Source organism: Streptomyces sp. NPDC051173 (genome assembly GCF_040689515.1).
Classification (GTDB): Bacteria; Actinomycetota; Actinomycetes; order Streptomycetales; family Streptomycetaceae; genus Streptomyces.
In genome coordinates, this window is the sequence record NZ_JBFBBD010000019.1 from 1 (window position 1) to 24,218 (window position 24,218).

At 72.3% G+C, this 24,218-nt stretch carries 17 protein-coding genes; 1 reads left to right on the forward strand and 16 read right to left on the reverse strand.

What is annotated here, in order from left to right; translation table 11 throughout:
- The 13 genes from AB0435_RS13405 to AB0435_RS13465 all read right to left on the reverse strand — a co-directional run.
- Positions 1-819: DUF692 domain-containing protein (locus AB0435_RS13405; protein WP_366427036.1), on the reverse strand; the 819-nt coding region annotated here is incomplete at its 3' end.
- Positions 820-1,108: 289 nt separating this feature from the next.
- Positions 1,109-2,905, reverse strand: a complete 1,797-nt coding sequence (locus AB0435_RS13410) for an ABC transporter ATP-binding protein (protein WP_366426994.1) — start codon at positions 2,903-2,905, stop codon at positions 1,109-1,111.
- Positions 2,902-3,858, reverse strand: a complete 957-nt coding sequence (locus tag AB0435_RS13415) for a cupin domain-containing protein (protein ID WP_366426995.1) — start codon at positions 3,856-3,858, stop codon at positions 2,902-2,904. The genes AB0435_RS13410 and AB0435_RS13415 overlap by 4 nt, the downstream gene beginning before the upstream one ends.
- A 99-nt stretch (positions 3,859-3,957) precedes the next feature.
- Complete coding sequence (locus tag AB0435_RS13420; protein ID WP_366426996.1) at positions 3,958-5,238, reverse strand: lanthionine synthetase C family protein; 1,281 nt, start codon at positions 5,236-5,238, stop codon at positions 3,958-3,960.
- Complete coding sequence (locus tag AB0435_RS13425; protein ID WP_366426997.1) at positions 5,238-8,429, reverse strand: lantibiotic dehydratase; 3,192 nt, start codon at positions 8,427-8,429, stop codon at positions 5,238-5,240. Before AB0435_RS13425 ends, AB0435_RS13420 begins: the two co-directional genes overlap by 1 nt.
- Before the next feature lie 90 nt (positions 8,430-8,519).
- Complete coding sequence (locus AB0435_RS13430) at positions 8,520-8,645, reverse strand: hypothetical protein (protein ID WP_366005598.1); 126 nt, start codon at positions 8,643-8,645, stop codon at positions 8,520-8,522.
- A 189-nt stretch (positions 8,646-8,834) separates the two neighbouring features.
- Positions 8,835-13,265 carry a trypsin-like peptidase domain-containing protein gene (locus AB0435_RS13435; protein WP_366426998.1) on the reverse strand — a complete coding sequence of 1,477 codons (4,431 nt, stop codon included), beginning with the start codon at positions 13,263-13,265 and terminating at the stop codon, positions 8,835-8,837.
- Positions 13,265-13,636, reverse strand: coding sequence for a CU044_2847 family protein (locus AB0435_RS13440; RefSeq protein WP_366005596.1), 372 nt, complete (start codon positions 13,634-13,636; stop codon positions 13,265-13,267). Before AB0435_RS13440 ends, AB0435_RS13435 begins: the two co-directional genes overlap by 1 nt.
- A 168-nt stretch (positions 13,637-13,804) precedes the next feature.
- Positions 13,805-14,251 (reverse strand): GNAT family N-acetyltransferase, encoded by a 447-nt coding sequence (locus AB0435_RS13445; protein WP_366426999.1) that lies wholly within the window; start codon positions 14,249-14,251, stop codon positions 13,805-13,807.
- Positions 14,252-14,393: 142 nt separating this feature from the next.
- Positions 14,394-15,461 carry a hypothetical protein gene (locus AB0435_RS13450; protein WP_366427000.1) on the reverse strand — a complete coding sequence of 356 codons (1,068 nt, stop codon included), beginning with the start codon at positions 15,459-15,461 and terminating at the stop codon, positions 14,394-14,396.
- Between the two features lie 254 nt (positions 15,462-15,715).
- Positions 15,716-17,230: a CoA transferase gene (locus AB0435_RS13455; RefSeq protein ID WP_366427001.1), complete on the reverse strand. Its 1,515-nt coding sequence runs from the start codon at positions 17,228-17,230 to the stop codon at positions 15,716-15,718.
- Complete coding sequence (locus AB0435_RS13460) at positions 17,227-18,198, reverse strand: 3-hydroxyacyl-CoA dehydrogenase NAD-binding domain-containing protein (RefSeq protein ID WP_366427002.1); 972 nt, start codon at positions 18,196-18,198, stop codon at positions 17,227-17,229. Before AB0435_RS13460 ends, AB0435_RS13455 begins: the two co-directional genes overlap by 4 nt.
- 26 nt (positions 18,199-18,224) lie before the next feature.
- Positions 18,225-18,962 carry an acetoacetate decarboxylase gene (locus AB0435_RS13465; protein WP_366427003.1) on the reverse strand — a complete coding sequence of 246 codons (738 nt, stop codon included), beginning with the start codon at positions 18,960-18,962 and terminating at the stop codon, positions 18,225-18,227.
- Positions 18,963-19,099: 137 nt separating this feature from the next.
- On the opposite strand from AB0435_RS13465, the gene AB0435_RS13470 reads away from it, so the two are divergent.
- A complete protein-coding gene (locus AB0435_RS13470; RefSeq protein WP_366427004.1) occupies positions 19,100-19,996 on the forward strand; it encodes a LysR family transcriptional regulator in 897 nt (298 codons plus the stop codon).
- 71 nt (positions 19,997-20,067) lie between these two features.
- On the opposite strand, the gene AB0435_RS13475 is transcribed toward AB0435_RS13470, so the two are convergent.
- From AB0435_RS13475 to AB0435_RS13485, 3 genes are read right to left on the reverse strand one after another with little or no spacing between them, the layout of a single operon-like run.
- Positions 20,068-20,928 (reverse strand): geranyl diphosphate 2-C-methyltransferase, encoded by an 861-nt coding sequence (locus AB0435_RS13475; protein WP_366005590.1) that lies wholly within the window; start codon positions 20,926-20,928, stop codon positions 20,068-20,070.
- A gap of 37 nt (positions 20,929-20,965) precedes the next feature.
- Complete coding sequence (locus AB0435_RS13480; RefSeq protein ID WP_366427005.1) at positions 20,966-22,156, reverse strand: family 2 encapsulin nanocompartment cargo protein terpene cyclase; 1,191 nt, start codon at positions 22,154-22,156, stop codon at positions 20,966-20,968.
- 50 nt (positions 22,157-22,206) lie between these two features.
- Positions 22,207-23,622: a family 2B encapsulin nanocompartment shell protein gene (locus AB0435_RS13485; RefSeq protein WP_366005588.1), complete on the reverse strand. Its 1,416-nt coding sequence runs from the start codon at positions 23,620-23,622 to the stop codon at positions 22,207-22,209.
- Between the last annotated feature and the right edge of the window lie 596 nt (positions 23,623-24,218).

The window sequence follows — 24,218 nt, forward strand, 5'->3', positions numbered from 1 at the left end:
ACCGCTCGCCGCAGCCGTTCCCGGATCCGGCGGCCCGGCGTCGAGCACCGCGCGTATGGCGTCGAGTTCGCGCGAGAGCTCCTGGGCCATCGGGTAGTCGCCGTCGCGTTCCAGGAGCACGCCGGGCGGGTCGGTGCGGGCGCGCAGGGCGGCGAGTACGTCCAGGACCGGCTCGGTCAGCGGGTGGGCGTGGGTGTCGTGCCAGAAGCCGGCGCGCTCGACACCGCCCGCGACGTGCGCGTACGCGACGGCGTGCAGCGGCAGGTCGTCGAGCGCGCGGACAGGGTCGGCGCCGAAGTTGACGTGGTTCGCGTGGAGGTTGGCGACGTCCACCAGGAGCCGCACCCCGGTCCGTTCGACCAGCTCGGCGAGGAACTGGGCCTCGGTCAGCTCGTCCTCCGGCCAGGCGAAGAGGGCGGAGGTGTTCTCCAGGGCCAGCGGCACCGGCAGGGCGTCCTGCGCGATCCGGACGTTCTCGGCGACGACGGCCAGCGCCTCGCGGGTCCGGGGCACGGGCAGCAGATGCCCGGCCTCCAGGGCGGGCGATCCGGTGCGTACGAACGCGACGTGCTCGGAGACCAGCGGCGAACCCAGCGCCACGGCACGGTCGGCCAGAGCGGCCAGCCGCTCCGGATCGGGGCGCCCGGCCCCGCCCAGCCCCAGTCCGACGCCGTGCGGCACCACGGTCAGGCCGCGCTCGCGGAGCAGTCGGAGCGACTTCGGAAGGTGCGTGGGGCAGATGGATTCGGCGACCACCTCGACCCAGTCGAGACCGGGCATGCGCTCGACCAGCAGGTCGATGTCCGGGCGCCAGCCCATGCCGATACCGAGCCGTTCCACCGGCTTGCCTCCCCCCACAGCAAGATCACTTGGGGGACACCGTAACCCTTTTGGTCAGGTTTTCGTAAAGACCGGCAAAAGGTGGGGTGTGCGGCCGGGTGCGCGCTCTGCGTACAGACGTCCTCCAGCCGACTTCGCCCTCTGGCGATCATCTGCGGCCAGGGTCCCGCGAGGCCATGGCCCGTCCCTACCTGCTCGGCCTCGCCGAGCCCGCCGAGCCCGAGCACTTCATCGGGCCTCCTCCGGCGGAGACCCCTTGGCCCTCCATTCACGAGTGGTCCAGCAACTGCGTGCGGACGAGCCGCGCGTAGAGGTCGTCCGTGGCGAGGAGTTCGCGGTGGGTGCCGGTGGCGCGGGCTCGGCCTGAGTCCAGGACCACTATCCGGCGGGCGTCGGTGACGGTGGACAGGCGGTGCGCGATGACGACGACGGTCGTCTCCCGGGCGATCTCGGCGACGGCGTCGCGCAGGGCCCGTTCGTTCTCGGCGTCGAGCTGGGAGGTCGCCTCGTCCAGCAGGAGCAGGCGGGGGCGGCGCAGCAGGGCGCGGGCGATGGCCACGCGCTGGCGCTGGCCGCCCGACAAGGCCGTGCCCCGGTGGCCGAGTTCGGTGTCCAGGCCCGCGGGGAGGCGGTCGACGAGTCCGTCGAGGCGGGTGAGCCGGAGGACCGCGTCCAGTTCGGCGGGGGACGCCCACGGCGCCGCTTGCAGGAGGTTGTCCCGCAGCGTGCCGGACAGGACGGGGGCGTCCTGCTCCACGTACCCGATGGTGGCCCGCAGTTCGGTCAGTGGCCAGTCCCGCAGGTCGCGGCCGTCGAGCAGGATCTGGCCGGAGCCGGGCTCGTAGAACCGCTCCAGCAGCGCGAACACGGTGCTTTTGCCGGCCCCGGACGGGCCGACGAGCGCGGTGAGCCCGCCGGCCGGGACGTCGAGCGACAGTCCGTCGAGGACGGTGGTGTCCCGGCCCGGATAGCCGAAGGAGACGCCCCGCAACTCCAGCGCGGAGGGCGCGGCTCGTGACGCGGGCGGCTCCGGAGCGTGGTCCGTGACGGGCTCGACGGCCAGCGCTTCGATCTCGTTGATGCGCTGGGCCGCGGCCGCGCCCCGCTGCACCAGACCCGCGCTCCCGGCGAGCTGGGTGAGCTGCGGGCCGATGAACAGCACGTAGAAGAGGAAGGCGACGAGCGTCGGCATGGTCATCTGCCCGGTGGCCACCCGCGTGCCGCCGAAGCCCAGCACGGTGAGGAACGCCAGCCGTACGGAGAGCCCGGAGGCCACCTCGGCGGCGGCTTCCCAGCCGGCGACGCGTACGCCGCTGAGCCAGGCCCGGCGTGCGGCGTCGCGGGCGGCCGCGGTCTCCTGCCGCTCCAGGCCGTTGGCCTTGACGGTGCGGAAGGCGCCGAGCGAGCGTTCCAGCGTGGCGCCGAGCTCGCCGGTGACCTGCTGGGAGGACCGGGCGGCGCGGCCGATCCGGGGCAGGGTGAGCGTGCCGATCCCGCAGACCGTGCCGATCATGGCGACCGTGGCACCCGCGAGCACGGCGTCGAGAAGGAACATCGCGGCCAGACCACCGAGGACCATCAGGGCCGAGGTCGCGCACGTCGCGAGGGCCTGGCCGGCGGCGGCCCGCAGCTGGGTGGTGTCGGAGGTCAGCCGGGCGACCAGGTCGCCGGGGCGCTGCCGGTCCATGTCGGCCACCGGCAGCCGCAGCACCCGGGCGGCCAGCCGCTCACGGGTGGTGCGCACGACACCTTCGGCGGTGCGTTCCAGCAGGTACGAGCCCGCCGTCGTGATCAGTACGGCGGCCAGCACCAGGGCGGCCAGGCCGACCGCGGACGCGGTGGGCGAGCCACCGGCGACGAGCCGGTCGATGAGGGCCTTGGCCGCCATGGGTTCGGCGAGCCCGGCCAGCCCGCCGAGGAGCGCGAGCGCCGCGCCCGCCGCGAGCCGGCCCCGGTGCGGGCGCAGATGGTGCGTCAGCAACAGGCGCAGCCCGGAAGGCGGTGCGGGCGCGGGTGCCGCGCGGCCGCCCGCCGGGGTGCCGAGCAGCGCTTCGGCGCTGCTCATGCGGTGCTCGCCGCGGAGTCGTGCGGTGCGCCGAGGCGGGCGGCCAGCGCGGCGATGCCCGGGTCGGCGCCGAGTCCGGGGACCGTGCCCTCGGCGAGTTGCGCGCGGCGCGCGTGCTCCACGACGGCCGCGGCGGTCAGCTCCGGCAGCCGGGTGCGGAACCGGTGGAGCAGCAGTTCGGCGGTCGCGTGCAGGGCGTCGTCGTCCAGGGGGCGGCCCGGCAGGGGGAGCGCGTCCAGCAGCAGGCGTTGCAGGGAGGCGAACAACTGTTGCGTGCTCACTTCCCGGATCGTGAGCGAGAGGTGGGAGGAGAGCCCCTCGCTGCCCACCGCCTGGTGGGCGAAGCCGCGGGGGATGTAGAGCACCTCCCCGGGACCGAGGGTGCCGTCCAGCAGGACCGGGCCCCCGTCGGCGGCCTCGCCGGGCTTCCAGTCGGGGCCGGTGGGGCCGCCGCACACCGTCCAGTGCTTGCTGCCGGTGCCCTGGAGCAGCAGGACATCGGCGTCGTCGCGGTGCAGGTCGAGCCCCTGCGCCCCTGGTGGGGTGACGAAGAAGAACGCCTCGACCCGGCGGCCGAGTTCGCCCTCCAGCCTGCGGGTCAGCGCGCGGGTGGCCGGGTGCCAGTGCTCGACGTTGCGCAGCACGACGGTGGCGCCTTCGGCGAGCAGCGCCCGTACGCGGTCCGGGTCGATGTAGCCGGGGGTGGTGATCCCCGAGACGGTGCGTGCCCGGGTGTACTGGGAGGAGTTCACGGGGTCGCCGGCCCGGGCGAGTTCGAGGTGGGGCGCCCGCAGCAGCCCGCCGGCCACCGCGGTGTCGATGTCCTCCAGGGTGAGCGGGGCGGTCGGTCCGGCGCCGGGGCCGGGCCGGAAGAGGGCCGGCGCGGCGCGCCAGCAGCCGTCCAGGAAAGCGTCCGTGTCGCCCACCCAGCGGGTGAGTTCCTCCCGGTGCATGGGATCTCTTCTCTCTGTAAGTACGTCGGTACGTTGGGGACATCGGGTATGTCCGGTACGTGGGTAGCGGGATCAGGCCGGGGCCGGGGCCGGGGCCGGTCAGGCCAGCAGGAGCGCGCGGTCCCAGCGCGTGGCGGGCGCGGTGTCCGTGGCGAAGGTGTGCAGGGCGAGCGCGGCACCGGCCGCGCCGGTGAGAAAGCCGCCCGGGTGCTCCTCGGGCGGGCGTTCACCGGGGGCGGTGGCGAAGCCGAACGGCTCGTCCTCGTCGACGAGGTCCAGCAGCCGGGCGGCCAGCAGCGGGAGGTGCTCGGCGAGTTCCGCGTCGCCGCTGTCACGGGCCACGCGCCAGGTGGTCTGGAGCAGTCCGGCCAGGCCGTGGCAGAGCCCGGGGCCGGCCGACGGCTCCGCTTCCCCCGCCGCGGCGCGGGCCAGCGCGGAGCGCAGCGCGGCGATGCCGGCCTCCCGCCAGTGGGGGACGTCCAGGGCGAGCCCCGCCAGGTGGAGGGCGCGGGCGATGCCCGGGGTGCCGTAGCACCAGGACGGCCGTCCGGGCCGCGGCTGCGCCGGACCCGAGGTGAGCTGGCCGGGCCACCAGGGACCCGCGGTGTCCGTGCGGCGCTGCGCGATGAGCCATTCGGCGAAGCCGGTGATCGCGGGCCGCTGGCCGGGCACGCGGACTCCCTGCCGCCAGGCGAGGGCCAGCAGGGCGAGCGGTCCGGGGACGCCGTGGGCCATGCCCAGGTTGGCGTGTCCCCGCGCCGGGGCGACCGGCCGGTACGAGTCCGCGTCGAGAGCCACCCACCAGCCGGGCAGCGACAGGCCGTCCGCGCGCACCGGTTGGGCGAGCGACGTCAGCGCCGACACCAGCCTCGTGACGGCGGCCTCGGCCGGGCCGCCGAGTTCCAGCAGATGGGCGCCGAGCCCGGCCTGCCCGCTGATGACGTCGTACGCGGTGAAGGTGGTGCACCCGAGGTGCTCGCCGAGGCGTCGTTCCTCGTGCTGGGCCCGGGCACCCGACAGTTGGGCGACCTGGTCCCTGAGATGGGCGCGGGCCGTGCTCTGCGCGCCCGGGTCCTCCGCCGCCCGGTGCAGGGCGAACGACAGCGCGGCCAGCGGCCCGTACAGCCCCTGCGGCCCGGGGGCCATCGCCTGGGCGGCGAGCGCGGCACCACGGCGGAGCCACCGGTGGGCGGTGGGCCGGTGCGCCGGATCGGTGTGCGCCAGCTCGGCGTGGAGCAGCGCGATGCCCGGCGCGCCGTCGCTGAGACTCGCGGCACGGAAGGCGGAGGCGTCCCAGGCCGGGTGGGCCTCGGGGGCCGTGAGCCGCTGTGCGACGGTCGCGACGGCGTCGGCGGCACGCTCGCGCAGGGTGTTCCCCATCACCGGGCCGCCCGCACGCGGCCCTGGCGGCTGCGCAGGGCCACGGCGGCCAGGGCGAAGGAGCGCTCCTCGGCGGGGCGGTCGATGCCTGTGAGCCGGTTGTGGTGCATGTGCAGGAGGGAATCCAAGGGGACCGTACCGGCGCCGAGTTCCCGCAGGAGCGTCCCGTACGCGGACAGGGCGGGGGCGCGGCGCTCCCAGCAGGCGAGCAGCGCCGGGCCGCCGGGCAGGGCACGCAGCCGCTGCCAGTCGCCGAGGGGGTCGATCAGCTCCCGCGCCCGGTCCTTGGCGGCGCGCGAGGGCTCGGCCGCCCCCGCGACCACGGGGCGGTCGAGCAGGTGCTGGACGCCCTCGGTGGTGCCCGCGACGCGGCAGGCCATGTCGACGTGGCCGAGCGCGGTCAACACGGTCCTGTCCAGGTCCAGTTCACGGCGGTCGAGCAGGGCGGCCTGTTCCAGGCAGGCGACGCTGTCGGCGTGGAAGGCGCGTTCGGCGGCGGCCGCCGCGGCCGGCCCTCCGTAGCGTTCGAGTTCGGGCTCGAAGGTGTCCAGCACCAGCCTGCCCCCGAGCCCCTCGGCGGCGAGCTGGTCGGACCAGCCGCTCAGCCGGGGCAGGAGGGATCCGGTGAGGACGGCGGGATCCCCGTGGAAGCGCAGCCTCAGGTGGGGGTCCGGGTCGCGGTAGCGGAGGTAGAACCAACGGTCGACCCCGCCGTCCAGCCTCTCCAGCAGGTGCGGCAGCCGCTGGGCGAGGATCTCGTCCTGGCGCTCGGCGGAGCAGTACACCTTGGCGTACAGCCACTGTGAACCAGGGAGATAGGCGACGCGGACGCGACGGGGCTCGGGGACGGACACAGGCCGGACCGAGCCGGGTACCGGCGAGCCGTCGGACGGCGGGGCCGACCGGATCAACGGGAAGGCGATCTCGTTGACCCGGCCCGGCCGGCCGGAGCCGTCGGCCAGCCAGCCGGAGCCGGGGCCACAGCTCGTCGGCAACTCCTGGAGGACGCCCCCCGGGCGACGCAGCCATTCGTCCCGCAGCAGCGTGCGGTGGAAGGGGCGCCGCAGGTCGAGGGCGATGCGGTTGTCGCCGCTGACGCTCTCCACCCGGTCGGGCACCCGCCAGCGGGACCGCCAGGCGTCGAAGAGCCGCTCCCAGTCGCCGGGCGCTGTGGCCCGGTCCTGGAGTGCCGGATCGGTCGGGCGCCAGCGGGCCAGGGCGAGTACGGTGCGCCCGCGCCGGACCCTGGGCAGGTACGGCAGGGTGTCCGCGGCCCCCCAGCGCCAGCGCGGCCAGGCCGGCAGGCCGTTCTCGGTCACCTCGTGCAGGAAACGGGCCGCGTTCGGCGCGTGCCAGGCCGTCGCGAGCATGCTGGGGACCACCGGCACGACCTCCTTGCCGAGCCGGGGCGCGACCACGGCGAGCCGGTGCGCGTCGGCGACGACGGCCAGGTCGGACACGCCGAGATCCGTTCCGTCCGTGCGGTCGGCGAACGCGCCGAGCGTGATGGTGTGTTCCAGACGGCGCGGCACCAACGCCACGTTGGTGGTCGCACCGCGCGGCGGCGGGAACCTCACTTGCGCGGCGACGGCGCCGGGTGTCACGGGCACCTCTCGCACCAGCCTGGTGACGTGGTCGTCCACGGCGCCCAGCACGAATCCGAAGCGCCCCGCGTGGGCTCCGGCCGTACGTGCCCCACCGGTGACGACCAGCCGGAAGTCACCGTCGGCCAGGGCCTCGGGGGTGTCGGCGAGCAACTGCGCCAGGATCTCGAAGGACGGCGGTGGCGTCGGCGCGTCCCCGCCTTCGGCGGCGAGCCGGTCCAGCAGCGCGTCGTCCAGGACGATCTCCCGCTCACCGTTGAGGGACGCCTCCTGGGCCAGCTCGGTCAGCAGCCGGTCCTGTTCCTGCCCCCGGGGGTCCGCCGGCCCCGCGTGCGGCGTCCGCGCGGTGGCGGGGAGCCGGTACCCGGCCGGGCCGCCGAGGCCGGTGTCCGGATCGAGGACCTCCTTGAGCGGTACGGCGCGCCCGGCTCCGTACCGCTCCAGGAAATCCAGGTGGTAGTGGCGCAGGTGAGCCGGGCCCGGCCGGGCCGCGGCCAGCCGCCACAGTGCCTCGGCGGCCTGTTCCGCCTCGGCGCGCACGGCGGCGGGCAGCCGGACCTCCACGTCGAGCCCCAGGTCGGCCTGGAGGAGGTGATCCGAAGGATGCAGGGCGGCCATGCGACTGCTCGCGGCACTTCTGGACTCAAGGCCGCGACCCAGGGGAGCGGTCGCGTACTCAGCCAACTCCTTCTGAATAACGGATAGTTCAGCTGTGATCCGGAATACTGAGGCCGGTAGTGGATCAGCGGTGGGGTTCGGCGTCGGCAGCAGGTCCAGCACATGGCCGAGAGGATCCGGGCCGTCGAGCGGAGGGCGCAGCTCCGTCAGCAGCACCTCCGATCCGACGAGGTCGACGAGGAGCCGTTCCACGGTGCCGGAGGAGGCCCCGGGGTAGGCGGCGAGGAGTTCGGCGACCAGATCGCCGAACCGTACGGGCAGGGCGGCGCGCTGCACGACGTGCAGCACCACCTCGCCCGCCCGCACCGACACCTCCTGGGCTGCCGGGCGCGTGCCCGCTCCGGGGGCCGGGAGGTACGGGACGACCAGCCGGCCGCCCCGTACGAAGCACAGGTCGTTGGCGGTCACACGCAGCGGCCGCAGCACGGCCGGCTCCCGCTCCAGCCGTGCCACCACGTCGGTCAGCCAGCCCATGTCGGGCCGCACCGCCTTGCGGTGGTGTCCGCCCCAGCCGACCGCGACGGTCCCGGGCTTCTCGGCGAAGCCGATCGCGGCCACCCCCGCCATGGTGCCGAAGGGCGTGGCCCGGCCGGACATCCGCAGTCGGTAGCGCGCCAATGCCCGTACCGCGCGCCGCAGTTGCTTGATCCGGACCGGTTCTCCGGCGAGCACGGCGTCGAGGGTACGGCTCAGCGAGGGGCTCGCCAGCGAGACCGCCTCCCGGAGCCGGTCATCGGCCGCGGCGGTGCGGAGGTGGGCCCGCAGGTCCGTCTCGTCGTCGCCGGGCTCGTCCGGGGCGCCGGGCGGCTCGGGCGGCCGGATCGCCGCCCGGAACAGCAGGGTGTCCGCGCAACGGAAGGTCGACGGACCGCGGGTGTCATCGCCCGGGTGGGTTGCGGGTACCGCCACGGGGAGCCTCCAGAGAAGTGCGGGGGGAACAAATGAGGCGGCCCGTGGGACCGGGCCGCCTCACCTGGCGGTTCTGAGCAGGACCTACCGTCAGATGGTGGTCTTGCAGTTGAAGGGCCAGGAGCCGGTGGCGGCCTGGACGTCGCCCTGCTCCTCCTCGACGGGGGCGGCGATCTCGATGATGTCCAGCTCGAACAGCTCGTCGAAGTTCGTCATGACGACTCCTTGCATCCGATGTGCCACCGTCTCCGGCAGCGGCCTCCGGGCTTCTCCCGGCGGCGTGCAAGAACCGTACAAAGGCGCGAACGACGTGGGGTTGACGCGCGATCGACGCGGTATCGACACGAGTTTCGCGGGTACTTCCTGCCCGGGCTCAGGACTGCGTACGACTCCGGTCGGCCACCGTCATGGGCAGGGGTTCTGGCGCGGCGTGCCTGGTGCGTACTTCTTCCATTGGCCGTCGGTGATGGAGTCTCCGGTGTACGAGCAGATCAGGTCGGCGACCTTGGAAGGGCTGGTGTCGAAAGAGAAGACCGAGGATCCGCTCGCCACGACGAAAGCGCGGTCCCGGGGGAACTCGACCGAATCGACCGAGCTTCGGGTGGGGGGTGTGACGGTCGCGGTGAGCTTCGGTGCCGCCGCGTTGCCGATGTCCCACAGCTGGACGTCGCCGCGCTCTGCCGAGGCGAGGTTCCAGACGGCCATGTGCTGGTTGTCCGGGCTGATGGTGATGCCTTGGGTGTCCTGGAGCGTGCGTATGGTGGCGGGGGTGCCCGGGTGAGCCGGGTCGCTGATGTCCCACAGGACGACGGTGTTGTTGCCGGTGCCGTTGACGACCACACGGCGGCCGTCCTGGCTCATGTCCAGCCGTCCGCCGTAGGACCCTTGCAGGGTGGCCGACGAGCGGACCTTGCCGGCGGCGACGTGGAGCAGGCGCAGGGTTCTGCCGCCGCTCGGGTGGTCTTGCGGGGTGGTCGCGATCGTCACGACGTTGTGGGCCCAGACCAGGGCGCCGTGGTTCGCTCCGGGGAGCCGTGTGCTCTCGCCGCGGACCGGATGTGCCGGGTCGCTGATGTTCCACCAGTCGATTCCGGCCGCTGTCGCGACCATGGCCGTGTCACCGCTGTCCAGGATGAGGCCGAGGCCGGCCTTCGGCTCGGGGAGGGGGACCGATCCGGTCTCGGTGGCTTTGCCGGAGTCGGTGATGTGCCACAGATGCATTTTGCGGTCGGCGCCCTGGAGCGAGACCAGGTCGCCGGAAGTGGTCGGACGGACGCCTGTATCGGCGATGGTGTCGGCGTCGAGGAACCGGGCTCCGGGGACGAACTCGGCGGTGCCCAGTGACGCCGCCTGTACGGGGTGGTGGGGGTCGCGCACGTTCCACAGCTGCACCACTCCGTTGTGCGCGACGCTCAGCAGGACCGCCGGCCTGAGGAAAGCGACCTGCTGCACTGTGTCGGGCAGGGTGACCTGGGCCACGCGGACGGGTCCGCCGGGGGCGGAGAGATCCCAGACCCCGAGAGACGAGGGAGTGGGGCCCTTGAACGTGACGTCGTCCTCGTGGGGGACCGCCGCCGCCATCAGGTTTCCGTCAGGGCTGAACGCCCAACTGGCGCTGTTGCTCGTCGCACCCACGGCGTGGGCCTCCGGCGCGGGTATGTGCCAGGACCGCACCACCCCGTCGGAGCCGCCGCTGAGCAAGGCACCGCTGTGCGCGTACGCGAGGGCCGGAGTGGTGTAGCCGGTCTTCGTGCAGCTGGGTGATATCAGGTCTTTCGGGCCGGTGGGAGGCATGCTCAGCAGGCACAGCTCGCTGTTGGTGTCGTCGGAGTGCATGCCGCCCATCGCGAGCTGGCGACTGTCCGGGCTGAAGGTCACCGCCATCAAGTCGAGACCCACGGCGTTGCTGTGCACCTTGATCTCCTCGGGCTTGGAGGGAGCCTTGACGACCCAGAACCCGATGTTGAGATCCCCGACGGCTGCGAGCTGGTCCCCGTCGGGGCTGAAGGCCACGGCGGAGTACCCGGTGTCCATCGTGGCCGCCTTCGTCGGCGAGGACGGGGTGGAGAGGTTCCACAACTGCGTTTTGCCGCCCAGGATGGTGGCGGCGAGCAGGTTGCCGTGCGGAGAGAACGCGACTGCGGCCAGGGCGCCTGAGCTTCGCTGTGTGGGGTTGTGGAGTTCGGCCACGAGACGGGGGTGTGCGGGTTGCTCCATGGACCACACCACTGCGAAGCCCTGTTCCGACGCGGCGGCCAGCAGGGTGCCGTCCGCGTTGATGGCCATCGAAGTGACCTGGTCGAGCTCCTTGCTGTGAGCGGGTTGCGGCAACTGCGCCGCGACGACGGGGTGCTGGGGAGTTGTCAGGTCCCATAGGCACAAGCCCGGGCCCTGGCAGCTGCCGGCCAGCAGTTTCCTGTTGCGCGGCGCGAGGGCGATCCCTGTCAGGCGTGTGTGGAGCGTGGCCTTCAACGCCGGGGCAGCCTGGTCGGCGAGGTCCCAGATCCGCAACGACCCGTCGGCGTCGACCGCTGCGGCCAGAGGCCCGTCCGGCTCCGTCGCCACCCGCAGAACCTCCTTGCCGGTGACGCCCACCACGCTGTCCAGCGGCGTGCGCGCCGCGGCGTACAGCTCGGTGGCGGTCTCCTGGGTCGGGGCCGACCGGTACGCGGCGACCGCGAGCTGAGCCGCGAGGCCGGGGTCGGTGGCCCTGGCCGCCTCCGCGTCGGCGGCCAGCCGCGACGACTGGACGACCGCCGACTTATGGGCGGCGTCCTCACCACGCCGTACCGCGAGCACGCTGAAAGCGGTGGCCAGCATCGCGAGGACGCAGATCACGGCGAGGACCCCGCGGCGGCGCCGGGTCCGGCGCCGCCGGTGGGCACGTCCCCGCTGCACGTAGTCGCGTTCGGCGTCGCTCAGGTCGGCGGCACGCTCGCGTAGCCATTGCTGGGCGCCGGCCAGGGCCATGGTGGTCGGCAGCAGGTCCGCGGCACGCTTGCCGCGCTCCCAGCGGTCCATGTCGTGGCGCAGGGACTCCCGCCACACCAGGAACGAGCGGTCCTCGCCGGCCCGGTCCCGCAGCCTGCCCCACCCGGTGATCAGGGCCTCGTGGGCGAGTTCCACGGTTTCGCGGCCCTCCGGGCTGAGGTCGGTGACCAGCAGCCGGGTACGGGCGAGCTCCTGCGCGACCCGCCACTGGTCCGTGTCCAGCTCGGGGCGTGGCACGGTGCGGCGGGTGGCGGCCGCCGACCCCAGCGGCACCCGGATGAGCTGGGTGAACAGCCGGCGTGCCGTTGCCTCGTCCTCCGGAAGGACGTTCTCGTCCCAGGCCTGGTCGGCGTAGGCGCCCAAGGCGCCGGTGACGCCGCCGAGTTCCTCGTAGGCGTGGTGTGTCAGCAGGCCGCCGGCCTGGTGCTGCCAGAGCAGGTCGAGGGTGAAGCCGAGCAGCGCCAGGGCGCCCGGCTCGCTGCTGGTGTCGGCCAGGATGCGGTCGACCAGGTGGGGTTCGTAGTACACGCCGGGGATGCCGTCGACCGGGGTGGTGACGATTTCCCGCAGTTGCCCGGCGCTCATCGGCCCGAGCGCGTAGATCTGACGGCCGCACAGCGGCCCGAGGCCCGGATGGGCGAGCGCCGCTTCGAGGAAGTCGGCCCGCAGCGTGGTCAGCACCCGGACGCCGCCGGGCAGGGTATCGCGGAACAGGACGTCGGCCAGTTCATCTACGGCTGCCGGGGCGAGGGTGAGCAGTTCCTCGAACTGGTCCACCACGATGAGCAGTTGACGGGTGGAGTGCCGGTGCGGCAGTCGGGGCACGATGTCGGCCAGCCCTTGCCGGTGCAGCAGGCCGGCCAGGTCGGGGGTGCGCTCCAGCTGCTGCGTCGCGGTCAGTCCGGGCTCCAGCAGGGGCAGCAGCGCGGCGGCCAGGGCGGACAGCGGGCTGCGGCCGGAAGCCGGCCGCACCACGACGGCGCAGGTGTCGGCCGCCCGTATCCGGGGGATGACACCGGCGAGGGCCAGCGACGACTTGCCCGAGCCGGAAGGGCCGACGAGCGTGGTCCACCGCTCGCGACTGAGCATCCCGACGAGCTCGTCGGTCTCGGCGCGCCGGCCGTGGAAGACCGCCTCGTCCGCCTCCTGGAAAGGCACCAGGCTGCGGAACGGCGAGGGGAGCAGGGCCAGTTCGCGCAGCGGGGACCAGGCTGCCAGCAGGCCGTCGGTGGGGACCAGGTAGCCGGCCGGTGGGTCTCCGGCCTCGGCCACCGTCACCATGCCGATCACACCGACGAGCTTCTCGTCCCATACCGGGCCGCCGCTGAAACCCCGGGAGATCCGGTAGCCGTGCGCGGCCAGATCGGCCTGCACCCACCCGTTGGACTGACGGCCCCTCAGTACGCCGGAGTGCCACACCCCTCCGGGGCGGCCGGCCGGGAAGCCGAAGGCCCGCACCGGGTGTCCCCACACGTCCTGGGCCTCGACCAGTCGGACGGGCTGGGCCCCGGGCAGCGGGGCGCTCAGCCGCAGCACGGCCACGTCCCCGGTGCCCGCCGGTTGTGCGGCGACCCAGTGCTCCACACGCGCCTCGGCCCTGTGGCCGTCCCGCGTGGAGCCGGACAGCAGCGGCAGATCCACCACCAGGTGCGCGGAGGCGTCCGGCCGGGCGCCTTCGGGCAGGCCCAGTGCGGCGGAGACCACGTGCGCGCAGGTCAGCGCCCGATCCGCGGTGACCAGGAAACCCAGGCCTACAGCGACGCCCCGCGCGTCGCAGATCCGCAGCACGGCCGCGTCCAGGGCCTTGGGCCCGGTTCTCTCGACGGCTCCAGGAGGTAACGGCATCAGCGTGAACCGTCCGAGGCCGGACCGGTTGCGGTGGAATCCGCGTCGTCTGTGGGCGGCCGTTGCCAGGTGAGGGAGACCTTGAAGTTGGCCTGGGCCGCCGTGCTGGATATGACGACGTCGGCCTCGGCGGACAGGGACACACCGAATTCGATCGCGATCTCGTCCGGTGCCATGGCCATGCTGCGGAAGCCCTCGACGAAATGCTGTGCCACAGGCCGGATGCCGGCCAGCATGTCGCCCAGCGACTGTGTGGCGCGTGCCACGATCCGGCCCGGCCTGGCGACCTGGACCAGTCCCTCCCCGACCTCCACGATCTCGACTTTCACCACGTCCGCCGCGCCGACCGGCAACTCCACCAGATAGGCCATGGATCCCCCGTCCGTACCTGAATTTCCTGTCGCACCGCGGGTGTTCACCCTGCGATCGTCCCCCACCAGCCTCTCAGCAGGACCCTTTGCCCGGGAGGCGAGAACTGGCCGAGGGCCGGGGTGCCGGTACGGGTGGCGGCCGGCGGCCCGGCATGAAGAGACCTCGCGTCAGGGGAGGGCGATGGCGAGCAGCGGCAGGGCGCGTCCCGGCAGGGAGCCGGACGGCCTGGTGCCGACGCGTGTGGCGCCCATGGCCAGGTAGAAGGGCTCGGCATGGGGGTCGGCCTCGATGGTGAGGCGCCCGAAGCCGTGCTCTGCCGCCGTAGCCGTGGCGTGCGCGAACAGGGCCCGGCCGACGCCCTTCCCGATGGCGTGAGGCTCGACGAAGAGCATGTCCAGGACCCCTGACGGAGGACTGCCCTCCACGATGACGAAGCCCAGGATCCGGCCGTCCTGCTCGGCGACCGCGGTCCCGGCGATCGCCGAGGCGGAAACGGTCAGTTCGTCGCGGCAAGCGGCCATGAACGCCTCGTCATAGCCCCAGTACGCCTTGGACCGGAGTGCGAGCCCGCTCAGGATCTCGGCTTCATCGGTCCGTGCGGCCCTGATCAGCACGATCGCCCCTCGACTGTCGTGTCACCGCCGTGTGCCGTTCGCTCCTGGCGGGCTCGTCCCATGGGACGAGCCCGCCCGCGCAAGGTGATTCTGCCATCCGGAGGGGTGAGGGGTGAGGGGTGAGGCGCCGCGACCTGATCGGTCACCCGTAGGCCGCCCGGAGCACCAACGCCCCGCAAGCCACGACGTACGCGGCGAGCCCGCACCACGCCCCGCGGTGGCTGATCCGTTCCGCCTGGGTCGCGCTGCCGCCTCGGGAGGTCCAACGCCAGGCGAGGACCGTACCCGCCACGGCGAGCAGGAGGAAGACGAGCGTGGCGATGTGGAGCCAGTCGATGAGAGTGAGGCCGTTGGCGCTGGTGACCACGTCGTTGGCCTGCTGCATGTTGAGTACGACGACGAACAGCCCGCCGCCCAGGACCCCGAGCCTGTTGTGGAAGCCCTCCAGCCGCGCGGTCGTCTCCAGTTCCTCGTGCCGGGAGGAGACGAGGAAGGTGGCGACGGCGATGAGCACGGCGAGGTAGAGCGGGATGGTCAGTTTCCAGAAGACGGTGGGGTCGGAGCGCTTGAGGTCGATCTGGAGGTGCACCCGGTCGTAAGTGCTGCCGTTCTTGAGGCTGGTGTCGCCGTATGTGGTGGTGTAGTGCTTGAGCGCGCTGAACAGCCGGAATCCGGTCAGCCGCCAGCCCTGAGGACGTGCCTCCGGGTTGGCCTGGGCATCGGCGTTGTTCACGGTGAACCGGAAGTGGCTGGCGTCCTGAGGGGAGGTCAGGACCACCTCGACGCGGTGGCGGTCGAAGGGGAAGTCCCGTACGTCCCACGCCTGCCGGAAGCTGGACTGCACCCGCACTTGGTCCAGCACGTGCCCGTCCTGCTCGATGATGTTCGGGTCGGAGGTATGGGGGTCGTCGGCATTGGCGAAGGAGACCTGGGGCAGCGGATCGGAGTGCCGGTCCGGACAGACGGTCCATATCCACAGCCGGGCGGAGAACCTGCCCTTGGCGGGATCGATGTCGTAGAGGTCGCTGAGGTAGGCGCTCACCTCGCACCTGACAGCGCCCGCCCGGCTGGGCGGGACGGCGGTCGCCGCTCCGGCCGGGCGGGTGGCCAGCAGCCAGATGACGCATGCGGTAGTGATCACGAGCAGGGCGGTGGCCGACGCGGGGGACGGCAGGCGACGGGCGCCCCGGTGCCGCGATTGCGTGGTCATATGGCTGTATGTTCCCGCCTTCGGTGGAGCGGGAACGGTCGTGTGGACGCACGCAGCGTTGCGAGAGACGCGAGGCCCGCGCCGTCCGCGGGGTGGGCGGGCGCTCGGCTCAGTAGCCGCTGACGCGGGCCGCGACCATGTGTGCGGGGTATCCCCGGGGGCGGGAACGCAAACGTCCCCCGGGGTTTATCCCTCACTCAGCGCTTGGCCGCTCCGGGGCCCGGCCAGGGGAAGGCCGGACCCCGACAGTGCGTTCAGTGGCCGGGTGCGAGCCACTCGGGGCGGCCCGAGCCACGGGGGGCGAGGACGGTGCGGAAGGCGCCCGGCGTCCGGGACATGACGACCTGGTCGGTGACGCCCTGGTAGCGGCCGCACGGGGTGTCGGCGGTGAAGGTGTCCGGGTCGAGGTAGGCGTGGCGCTCACCGGTGCCGGCGAGTTCGCGGGCGTAGTCCTTGTCGAGGATGCCGAGGCTGAGGATCCACAGGGCGACGCGGGTCAGCGAGACGTGCACGCGGTAGCTGCCGCCCTCGGTGGCACGCCGCATCAGGGCGGCGATGATGCCGGTGGTGGCCAGCCAGGGCACCAGGTAGTCGTTGACGACCTTGATCGGGGGCAGCGCCGGGTTGTCGTCGGTGCCTTCGAGGTTCATCATCCCGCTGACGCAGCCGGCGGTCTGGTCGAAGCCGACGCGGCCCGCCCATGGGCCGTGCTGGCCGTGCAGGCTGACGGTGGTGTGGATGATGCCGGGCCGGATCGCGGCCGCTTCCTGCGCCGTCAGCCCCATGCGCTCCAGGTAGCCGGCGCGGTGGTTGGCGTAGAAGACGTCGGAGCCGCGCAGCAGTTCACGGAGGACCGCCGCGGCCTGCGGGTCGCGGGCGTGGTCGAGAGTGGCGGAGCGGACGCCGACCTGGGCGGTGTAGTAGAGGATGTCGTTCTCGAACTGGCCGGGCCGCCAGATGTTGAGCGCGTCGGCGCCGTGCTGGGCCATGGTGCGGCCGATGGCGGCGCCGGCGATGACGTGGCCGAGGCCCAGGGCGCGTACTCCGTCCAGGGGCTGGGTGGCGCCGGGCGGCAGCGGTTCGGGGTCGCTGTCGTCGATCTTCTCGATCTCTATCAGCGGCATGTCGGCCAGGATGTCGCGGTACTGGCGGGTGTCGAGGAACTCCCGTGTGCCGCGCAGCATCGGCATGACCACGCCGGCGTCGGCGCCGGCCCGTTCCAGCTCGGCGCCGTCCCAGCGGGCGATGGCGCCTGCGACCGCCATGGCGTCGTCGGGGGTGCCGAGCAGCTTCAGGGTCCGGGACTTCAGCGCGGGGTAGACGTTCAGCGGCATCACCCAGCGGCCGTCGCCCGCGCGGTAGAAGGAGAGGGAGAAGGGGTCGTCGGGGGCGACGATCGGGTAGCCGTTGAGCTTCTCCCACTTGGCGTCGTAGAAGGGGCAGAGCCGGTGCGGGGCCTTGCGCAGGTCCATGCTGATGTCCTGGCCGGGGCCGCCGCGGTGCTGCCACAGCTTGGCCAGGGCGACGGACTTGGCGGTCAGGCCGAGGGCCGGTGCGGAGGCCAGCCGCAGGGTGGAGGGGACGACGGGGTCGGCGCCGGTGAAGGAGACCGTGCCGCCGGCGTCCTGTTCGCTCATGCCGACGCCGCCGAGGACGTCGTTCAGCGCGGCGTGGATGTCGAAGTCGTCGTCGGCCTCGCCGGCGACCGGCTTGTCGAGTGCGGCCTTGATCTTGTCGGTGAGCATCGTGCTGCCTTTCCGGGCGCTCATGCCTGGGCGTACGGGTCGGTGGTCTCGGCGAGTGCGCGCATCAGGGCGATCTGCGCGCGGTCGCGGCGGGCGGCCAGTTCGCCGATGGGCGTGTCTCCGAAGGCCTGCTCGGCCTGCCCGGTCAGCAGGGCGACGGTGGGCTCGTCGAAGGTGGGACTGCCGAGGCCGGGCCAGGCCGCTTCCATGGCGTGCCCGAGGTGCTGGATGAAGTGCGGCAGGCCGCCGGGTCCGCCGCCGAGGTGGAAGGTGCGGAAGGGGCCCGCGGCGGCCCAGCGCAGGCCGATGGAGTCGGTGACGATCTCGTCGAGTTCGGCCTCGGTCACCACGCCCTCGGTCACCAGGTGCACGCATTCGCGGAAGAGCGCGGACTGCAGGCGGTTGGCGACGAAGCCGGGGATCTCCTTGCGCAGGATCTGCGGCTTCTTGCCGAGCGCCGTGTAGAAGTCGTGGGCCTGGCGGAGGGTCCGCGCGGAGGTCCGCTCGCCGGGGACGATCTCCACGAGCGGTACGAGGTGCGGTGGGTTGAACGGGTGGCCGACGACGAGGCGCTCCGGCTGCCGCATCGCCTGGGCGATCGCGGTGGCGGGGATTCCGGAGGTCGAGGTGGCGAGCAGGGCGTGGGCCGGGGCGGCCTGCTCGACGGTCTTCCAGATCTCCTGCTTCACGGCCAGGCGCTCGGGGCCGTTCTCCTGCACGATGTCGGCGTCCGCGACCGCGGTGGCCAGGTCGGTCTCGAAGTGGAGCCGGGCCGTCAGGTCACCGGTGGGCAGGCCGAGTTGTGCGAGGGACGGGGCGATCTCGTCGAGACCGGCCAGGACCTGGTCCTTCACGTCGGGCCGCGGGTCGGTGACGACGACGTCCATGCCGTGGGCGAGGAAGAGTCCGGTCCAGGAGATCCCGATCACGCCGCCGCCGATGACGGTCGCCCGTCGGTATGGGGTGTGCGCGTCCGTGGTGTGTGCGTTCATGGGGTGTGCACCGCCTTCCGGGTCTTTCAGTGGGCGAGGTAGTCGTGGACGACCGTGGCCGGGCTCAGGGTGAGGTCGGTGAGGATGTGGCTGGCGGCGACGATCTCCAGCACCGGCAGGTCCGCGAGCGGCGCCAGCGCGTGGGGGTGGAGCTCCAGACGCGCCGGGCCGCGGAAGGCGCTCTTCACCGTGATGTCGGTGATCTGGGTACGGACCAGTTCGCAGATGCGCGGCCGGCCGTCGTAGCCGGGTACCGCCTTGACCATGAACGTGGGCACGCAGATCTCCGCCCGGGCCTCCTCCAGGTCCATCGGGTGGTGCTTGTAGCCCATGGTGGCGGTGGCCACGCGCAGCGAACCGTAGTCGAGGGTGCCGACCAGGGTGTCGGAGTCGAGGTGGAGCCTGGGCGAGCCGGCCTTCTTCGGGTAGGCGCTCAGCTCCCGTCCGCTGGAGATCGCCGGCACGCTGTCGAGATACATGGCGAGGTTGTATTCGCCGCGCTCGCCCTCGTGCTCGACGGGAATGACCTGGCCCGCCTCCGTGTAGTCGCCCAGCCCGGTCACGTCGGGCATGCGCATGATCTCGAACCGCACCAGCGGCTCGGGTATCGAGAGGGGCTCGGGGACGACCCGCCGCAGGGCTTCGGGGTCGGTGCGATAGGTGATGTTCAGGTATTCGCGGTCGGTGAACCGGTACCGGGTGGGGGCGAAAGCGGGTGCGTCCAGCGGGGTGGTGAAGAGCTGGGCGACGTCGTGCATGTGCATGAGTGGCTTCCTTGAATACGCCTGTGCCTGTCAGGGCGGGGAGCGGATCCGTCCGCTCAGCGCTTGGAACCACTGCACTCCACGGGATCAATGTCTGTCCAATATATGTTGCAGGCCCTTTCGATATCCTTGTCCATATGGAATTCACGAAACGCCTGCTGGAGCAGTTCCTGGCCCTCGCCGAGGAGAAGCACTTCGGGCGGGCGGCCGAGCGTCTCTCGATGAGCCAGCCCCCGCTCAGCCAGGCGATGCAGCGCCTGGAGCGCGGCCTGGGTGTGACGCTCCTGGACCGCAGGCCGGGGGATCTGCGCCTCACCCCGGCGGGCGCGGCCTTCGCCGTGGAGGCGCGGCGGCTGCTGGACACCCAGTCCGCGGTCGTCGAGCGCGTGCGGCGCGTCGCGCGCGGCCTGGAGGGCGACGTGCGAGTGGGGTACGTGAGCGTCCTCAGCCACCGCCACCTGCCCCGGCTGCTGCGGGCCGCCGCCGAGGAGCTCCCGGGTCTGCGCATCCACCTGCACCAGGACTCCACTGCCGCACTCGCCGACATGGTCCGCTCCGGCGCCCTGGACCTCGCGTTCATCCGCGACCCCTCGCCGGTGTCGGACGACCTGGCCGTCCACGACTTCGCCGTCGAGCGCATCGTCGCGGCCCTGCCGAACGAGCACCGGCTGGCCGGAGCCGATGTGATCGACCTGGAGGAGCTCCGCGAGGACGACTTCGTACTCCCCAGCGGAACCGCCCTGCCGGGGCTCGCGCATCAGGCCCGGCTCGCCTGCAGAGAGGCCGGATTCACCCCCCACTGCCGCGCCGGGGCCGACGACCTCACCGGCCTGCTCGGCTACGTCGCCGCCGGGCTGTGCGTCAGCCTCCTGCCGGAGGACCTGCGCGACTTCCCCATACCCGGGATCACCTTCGTGCCCCTGCGAAGGGAGTCACCGCACCTGCGGACGACCGTCGCGGCCGTGCACCGGCCTGACGCGGACGCGGCCGTACGCCGCCTCCTGGACCTCATCACCCGTCACGCACGCCCGTGAAGCCCTCATGAGGAGCGGCCGAGTCCCCGGTGCCGCGGGAGGTGCCGGCGCCGGGGACTCGTGAGGGAGGGTCAGACGCGGTCCGCCGCTATCAGGAGGTAGTGGAAGCTGCCCTCCTTGTACGCCGTCAGGAACGAGCCCTCGATCCCGGTCGCCACCGAGGACTTCGCCCGGAGCTCCCAGTAGGGAATGGTCCGGGCGGTCAGGTCGACGACGTCGATGGGGACGAGGCCATTGGCGGCGAGCGCCTTGAAGTAGGCGCTGCGGGGGTGGACGTTGCAGGAGTAGTGCTCGTCGATGCGGCTGACGGCCTTGGCGCGGCCGCCGGTGACGTCGTTGTAGCAGCCGGTGATGCAGACGTACCGGCCGCCGTACTCCAGCAGGCGGGAGAACTCGCCGAAGAGCTGGGTGAGTTCGACGTACATGGTGGTCTCGTCGGTCCAGACGGCCCGGCGGGAGCCGGTGCCGAGGCCGGTGTCGAGCATGTTGCGGAAGTGGAAGCGGACCCGGTCGGCCACTCCCCGTTCCTCGGCCTGGGAGTTGGCGAAGCCGACCTGGTACTCGGAGATCGTCACGCCGTCCACCGCGCAGCCGAAGCGCTGATGGGCCATGAAGCTGGTGCCACCGCGCCCGGACCCGGCGTCGAGGACCCGGTCCCGGTCCGTGATGCCGCCGAGGTGGTCGAGGAGGACCTCGGCCTGGGCGGTCTCCAGCCGGTGGAGCTCCGCGATGACGCGCCGGTCGCGGGTGTCCTCCGGCCCTTCGAGCACGGACGGGTCGTATTCCCCGACGCCGTAGTGGTGGTGGTAGAGGCCGTCGACCTCGCCGAGGCGGAGGTTGACGGGTGCCTGCTCACTGTCCCAGTACGCCGCGACCGACTTCTGGTAGGGGGTGCGGAGGACCTTGGCGGTGTGTTCGGCCATCGAGGTCATGGGGAACTCCTCTGTTCCGCTCTTTCCCGTGAGGCGGTCATGCCGCGTTGTAGCGCGGGGTGGTGCTGTGCCATTCGCGGTTGCCGCCGAGCCAGCCCCAGGTGCCCACGAGGAAGCGGCGCAGCGCGGGCGAGCCGTCGGCGGCGAGGGCGGCGGCCTCGGCCTCGAAGCTGTGGACGAGCTCGTCGTGGACGAGGGCGCTGCGGCGTACGGCCTCTTCGAGGGTGCACTTCTCCTCGGCGGCGATCACCGTCGGGAGGTTGAACTCCAGGCCGGGACCCGCGCTCTCGCGTGCCATCGAGTAGAGGTCGTTGACGAGCGTGGCGGCGGTGCAGGCCATGCTGAAGGCGCGGCGCACCCGGGGGTCGTAGTACTCGGCGGCGGGGACCTCGTAGCCGCCGACGGCGTCGACGAGGGTCACCATCGGCAGGAAGCTGTTGCACTGGCGGTTGACGAGGTACTCCCAGACCGGGGGCACGCGCCCGGCGGTGCGCCAGCCGGCCTCGGCGTTGAAGCCGGCGAAGAGGGCGGCCATCTCGTGGGCGAGCCGCCCGAGCTGGGCGGGCGCGGCGTAGCGGGCGATGTGTTCGACGGCCGAACGCAGGGCGGTCAGGACGGGGTCGTCGCGCATGGCGCGTTCCAGCTCCGGGGCGTAGCGGAGCGGGAGGTGGGCGGGGTCCACGGCGGCGTTGGCGACGCACAGCCGGGGGCCGAGCGCCCGCGGGTCGGCCCCGGCGGACTCGTCGTCGCAGTAGTGGTCGTCGGCCGCCCACTCCGCGAGCCCGCACTTGCCGGCGGCCAGCAGCCGGTCGGGGTCGTCGGTGTCGGGGTGGACGAGCATCAGCATGCGCCCGAAGTCGGTGGCCCGCAGTTCCTCCGACCGGCCCGGGTAGATGCCGACGTCGTCGGCCCAGGCGACCAGCCGGTCGTTCACCTCTTTGGCGAGGGCGGGGTCGTCGCGGACGGCGGGCGGGCAGTAGAGCGGGGGCACCGGCCCGCTCGACGCCGGCCGTACGGCTTGCGTACGGGGCGGCGCGGCCGCCGGTGATATCCGGGCGGCGGACGTCCCCAGACCGGTGGGGCCGGCGGGGAACCCGGCCGGCACCCGGCGAGGTAGGGGCGTCAGGGTGGCGGGGGCGGTGTGCCCCTGGTGGGCCAGCAGCGCGGTCACCAGGCCGGCGAGCTCGTGGGTGGCCGCGGTGGAGAAGGCGCGGGAGAGCAGTGACAACCGGGTCTCCTTACGTTCCCGCCCGCCGGAACGGCGAGGCGGCGGACGGTTCAGTCGCGGTGACGGGAGACCTCGACGTTCTCCAGGACGCCGATGGCATCGGGGACCAGGACGGCGGCCGAGTAGTAGGTGCTGACGAGGTAGGAGATGACGGCCTGGTCGTTGATGCCCATGAACCGTACGTTGAGGCCGGGTTCGTACTCGTCGGGGAGTCCGGTCTTGCGGAGGCCGATGACCCCCTGGTCCTCCTCGCCGGTGCGCAGGGCGAGGACGGAGGAGATGTTGTGGCCCCCGCCGTTGATCGGGATCTTGCCGCAGGGGAAGATCGGCACGCCCCGCCAGCCGGGCACCAGGTGCCCGTCGACCTGGACGCTGTCGGGATAGATCCCGCGCTTGTTGCACTCGCGGCCGAAGGCGGCGATGGCGCGTGGGTGGGCGAACATCATCCGGGTGCTGCGCCGCATGCTCAGCAGTTCGTCGAGGTCGTCGGGCGTGGGCGGGCCGGATCGGGTGGAGATGCGCTGGTTGTAGTCGGCGTTGTGCAGCAGACCGAAGTCGCGGTTGTTGACGAGTTCGTGCTCCTGGCGTTCGCGGAGCGCCTCGATGGTGAGCCGCAGCTGCTGTTCGACCTGGTCCATCGGGTCGTTGTAGAGGTCGGCGACCCTGCTGTGCACGCGTAGCACGGTCTGCGCGACGCTCAGCTCGAACTCGCGGGGCGAGAGGTCGTAGTTGACGAAGGTGCCGGGGAGTTCGGGCTCGCCCACGTGACCGGAGGCCAGTTCGACGTCGGCCTCGCCCTTCTTGTTGACCGACTGCTGGTGGGTGCTGAGGTAGCTGTCGATCTGGCCGCGCAGCGCCTCGGAGCGGCCGAGGAGTTGCCGGAAGGCCGCCCAGGGCAGGGCGAGGACGGTGCCGTTGGTGGTGGCCTTGACGGTGTGGCCCCAGGTCGGCTCCTCCTCCCGGAGGGCCTCTTCGCCGAGGTGGTCGCCGTCGGCGAGGACGCCGAGCACGGTGGGTTCGCCGTACTTGCCGGTCCCGAACCTGCTGAGTTTGCCGTGCGCGATGAGGAAGACCTCCTCGATCGGCTGTCCGGCCTCGACGAGCACGTCGCCCTGCTCGAAGTCCCGCTGGGTGAAACGCGAGGCCAGCTCGGTGAGGAGGCTCTCCTCCTGGAAGCCGCGCAGCGGGGGCACTTCGGTGAGAGTGGAGGCCACGACCCGGACGTCCGCGCCGGTCTTGACGAAGCTCACCCGCCCTCGCCCCACGGTGTAGGTCAGCCGTCGGTTGACGCGGTACGTACCGGCGCCGACTTCGTTCCAGGGCAGCATGCGGGTCACCCAGCGCGAGCTGATGCCCTGCATCTGGGGTATGGACTTGGTGGTCGTCGCCAGATTGCGGGCGGCCGCGGTGCTGAGACTCAACTGTGCCTGGGCTTCGGCCTGTTGCTGCTCCGATGGTGTCGTCACGAGGTTCCCTTCGCCATGGACGTCTCGGCGATTAGTAGGAAAACCTGATGAGCTAAGCCTTAGCTACGGCGTGCCGGGAAGTGGAACGCAACCCGGCAAAACAACTGCGCCCACCGAAAAGGCAGTGGAGGTTGTTCACCTGGGGATTCGCGGTGGCGCGCGGGTCGCACCCGGGCATTTGCTTACCTTTTCGAGGTGCGGTGCAGACGGAGGCTTCGAACGTGCGATCCCGCAGAATCGCAAGTGTGGTTGAAATCTGCCCTGCCGGTGTCCGGGTCGGGCGGCGGATACGGATGAAGAGGGCCGCTCGGGGTGAGGCACTTGGCATCGCAGCGCCCCCTTGCGGTCTGGAAGATGCGACAGGCGGTGACCGAGGTCCTTCAGAGTGACTCGGAGCGGTAGGTGATGACGTCGCCCTGTGCGGTTGGCGCTGGGGCCCGTCGTGCCGCGCCGCAACTGGGCAGCCACTCGGAGGCCCACGTGCCGTACGAACTCCATCTGGGGGCCTCGTTCCAGGAGGAGGCACGGGCGGGGCCGCGCGCCGACGAGGTCCTCTGGGGAGAAGGCCGCTTGCCGACAGTGGATGGCCGTCGCCC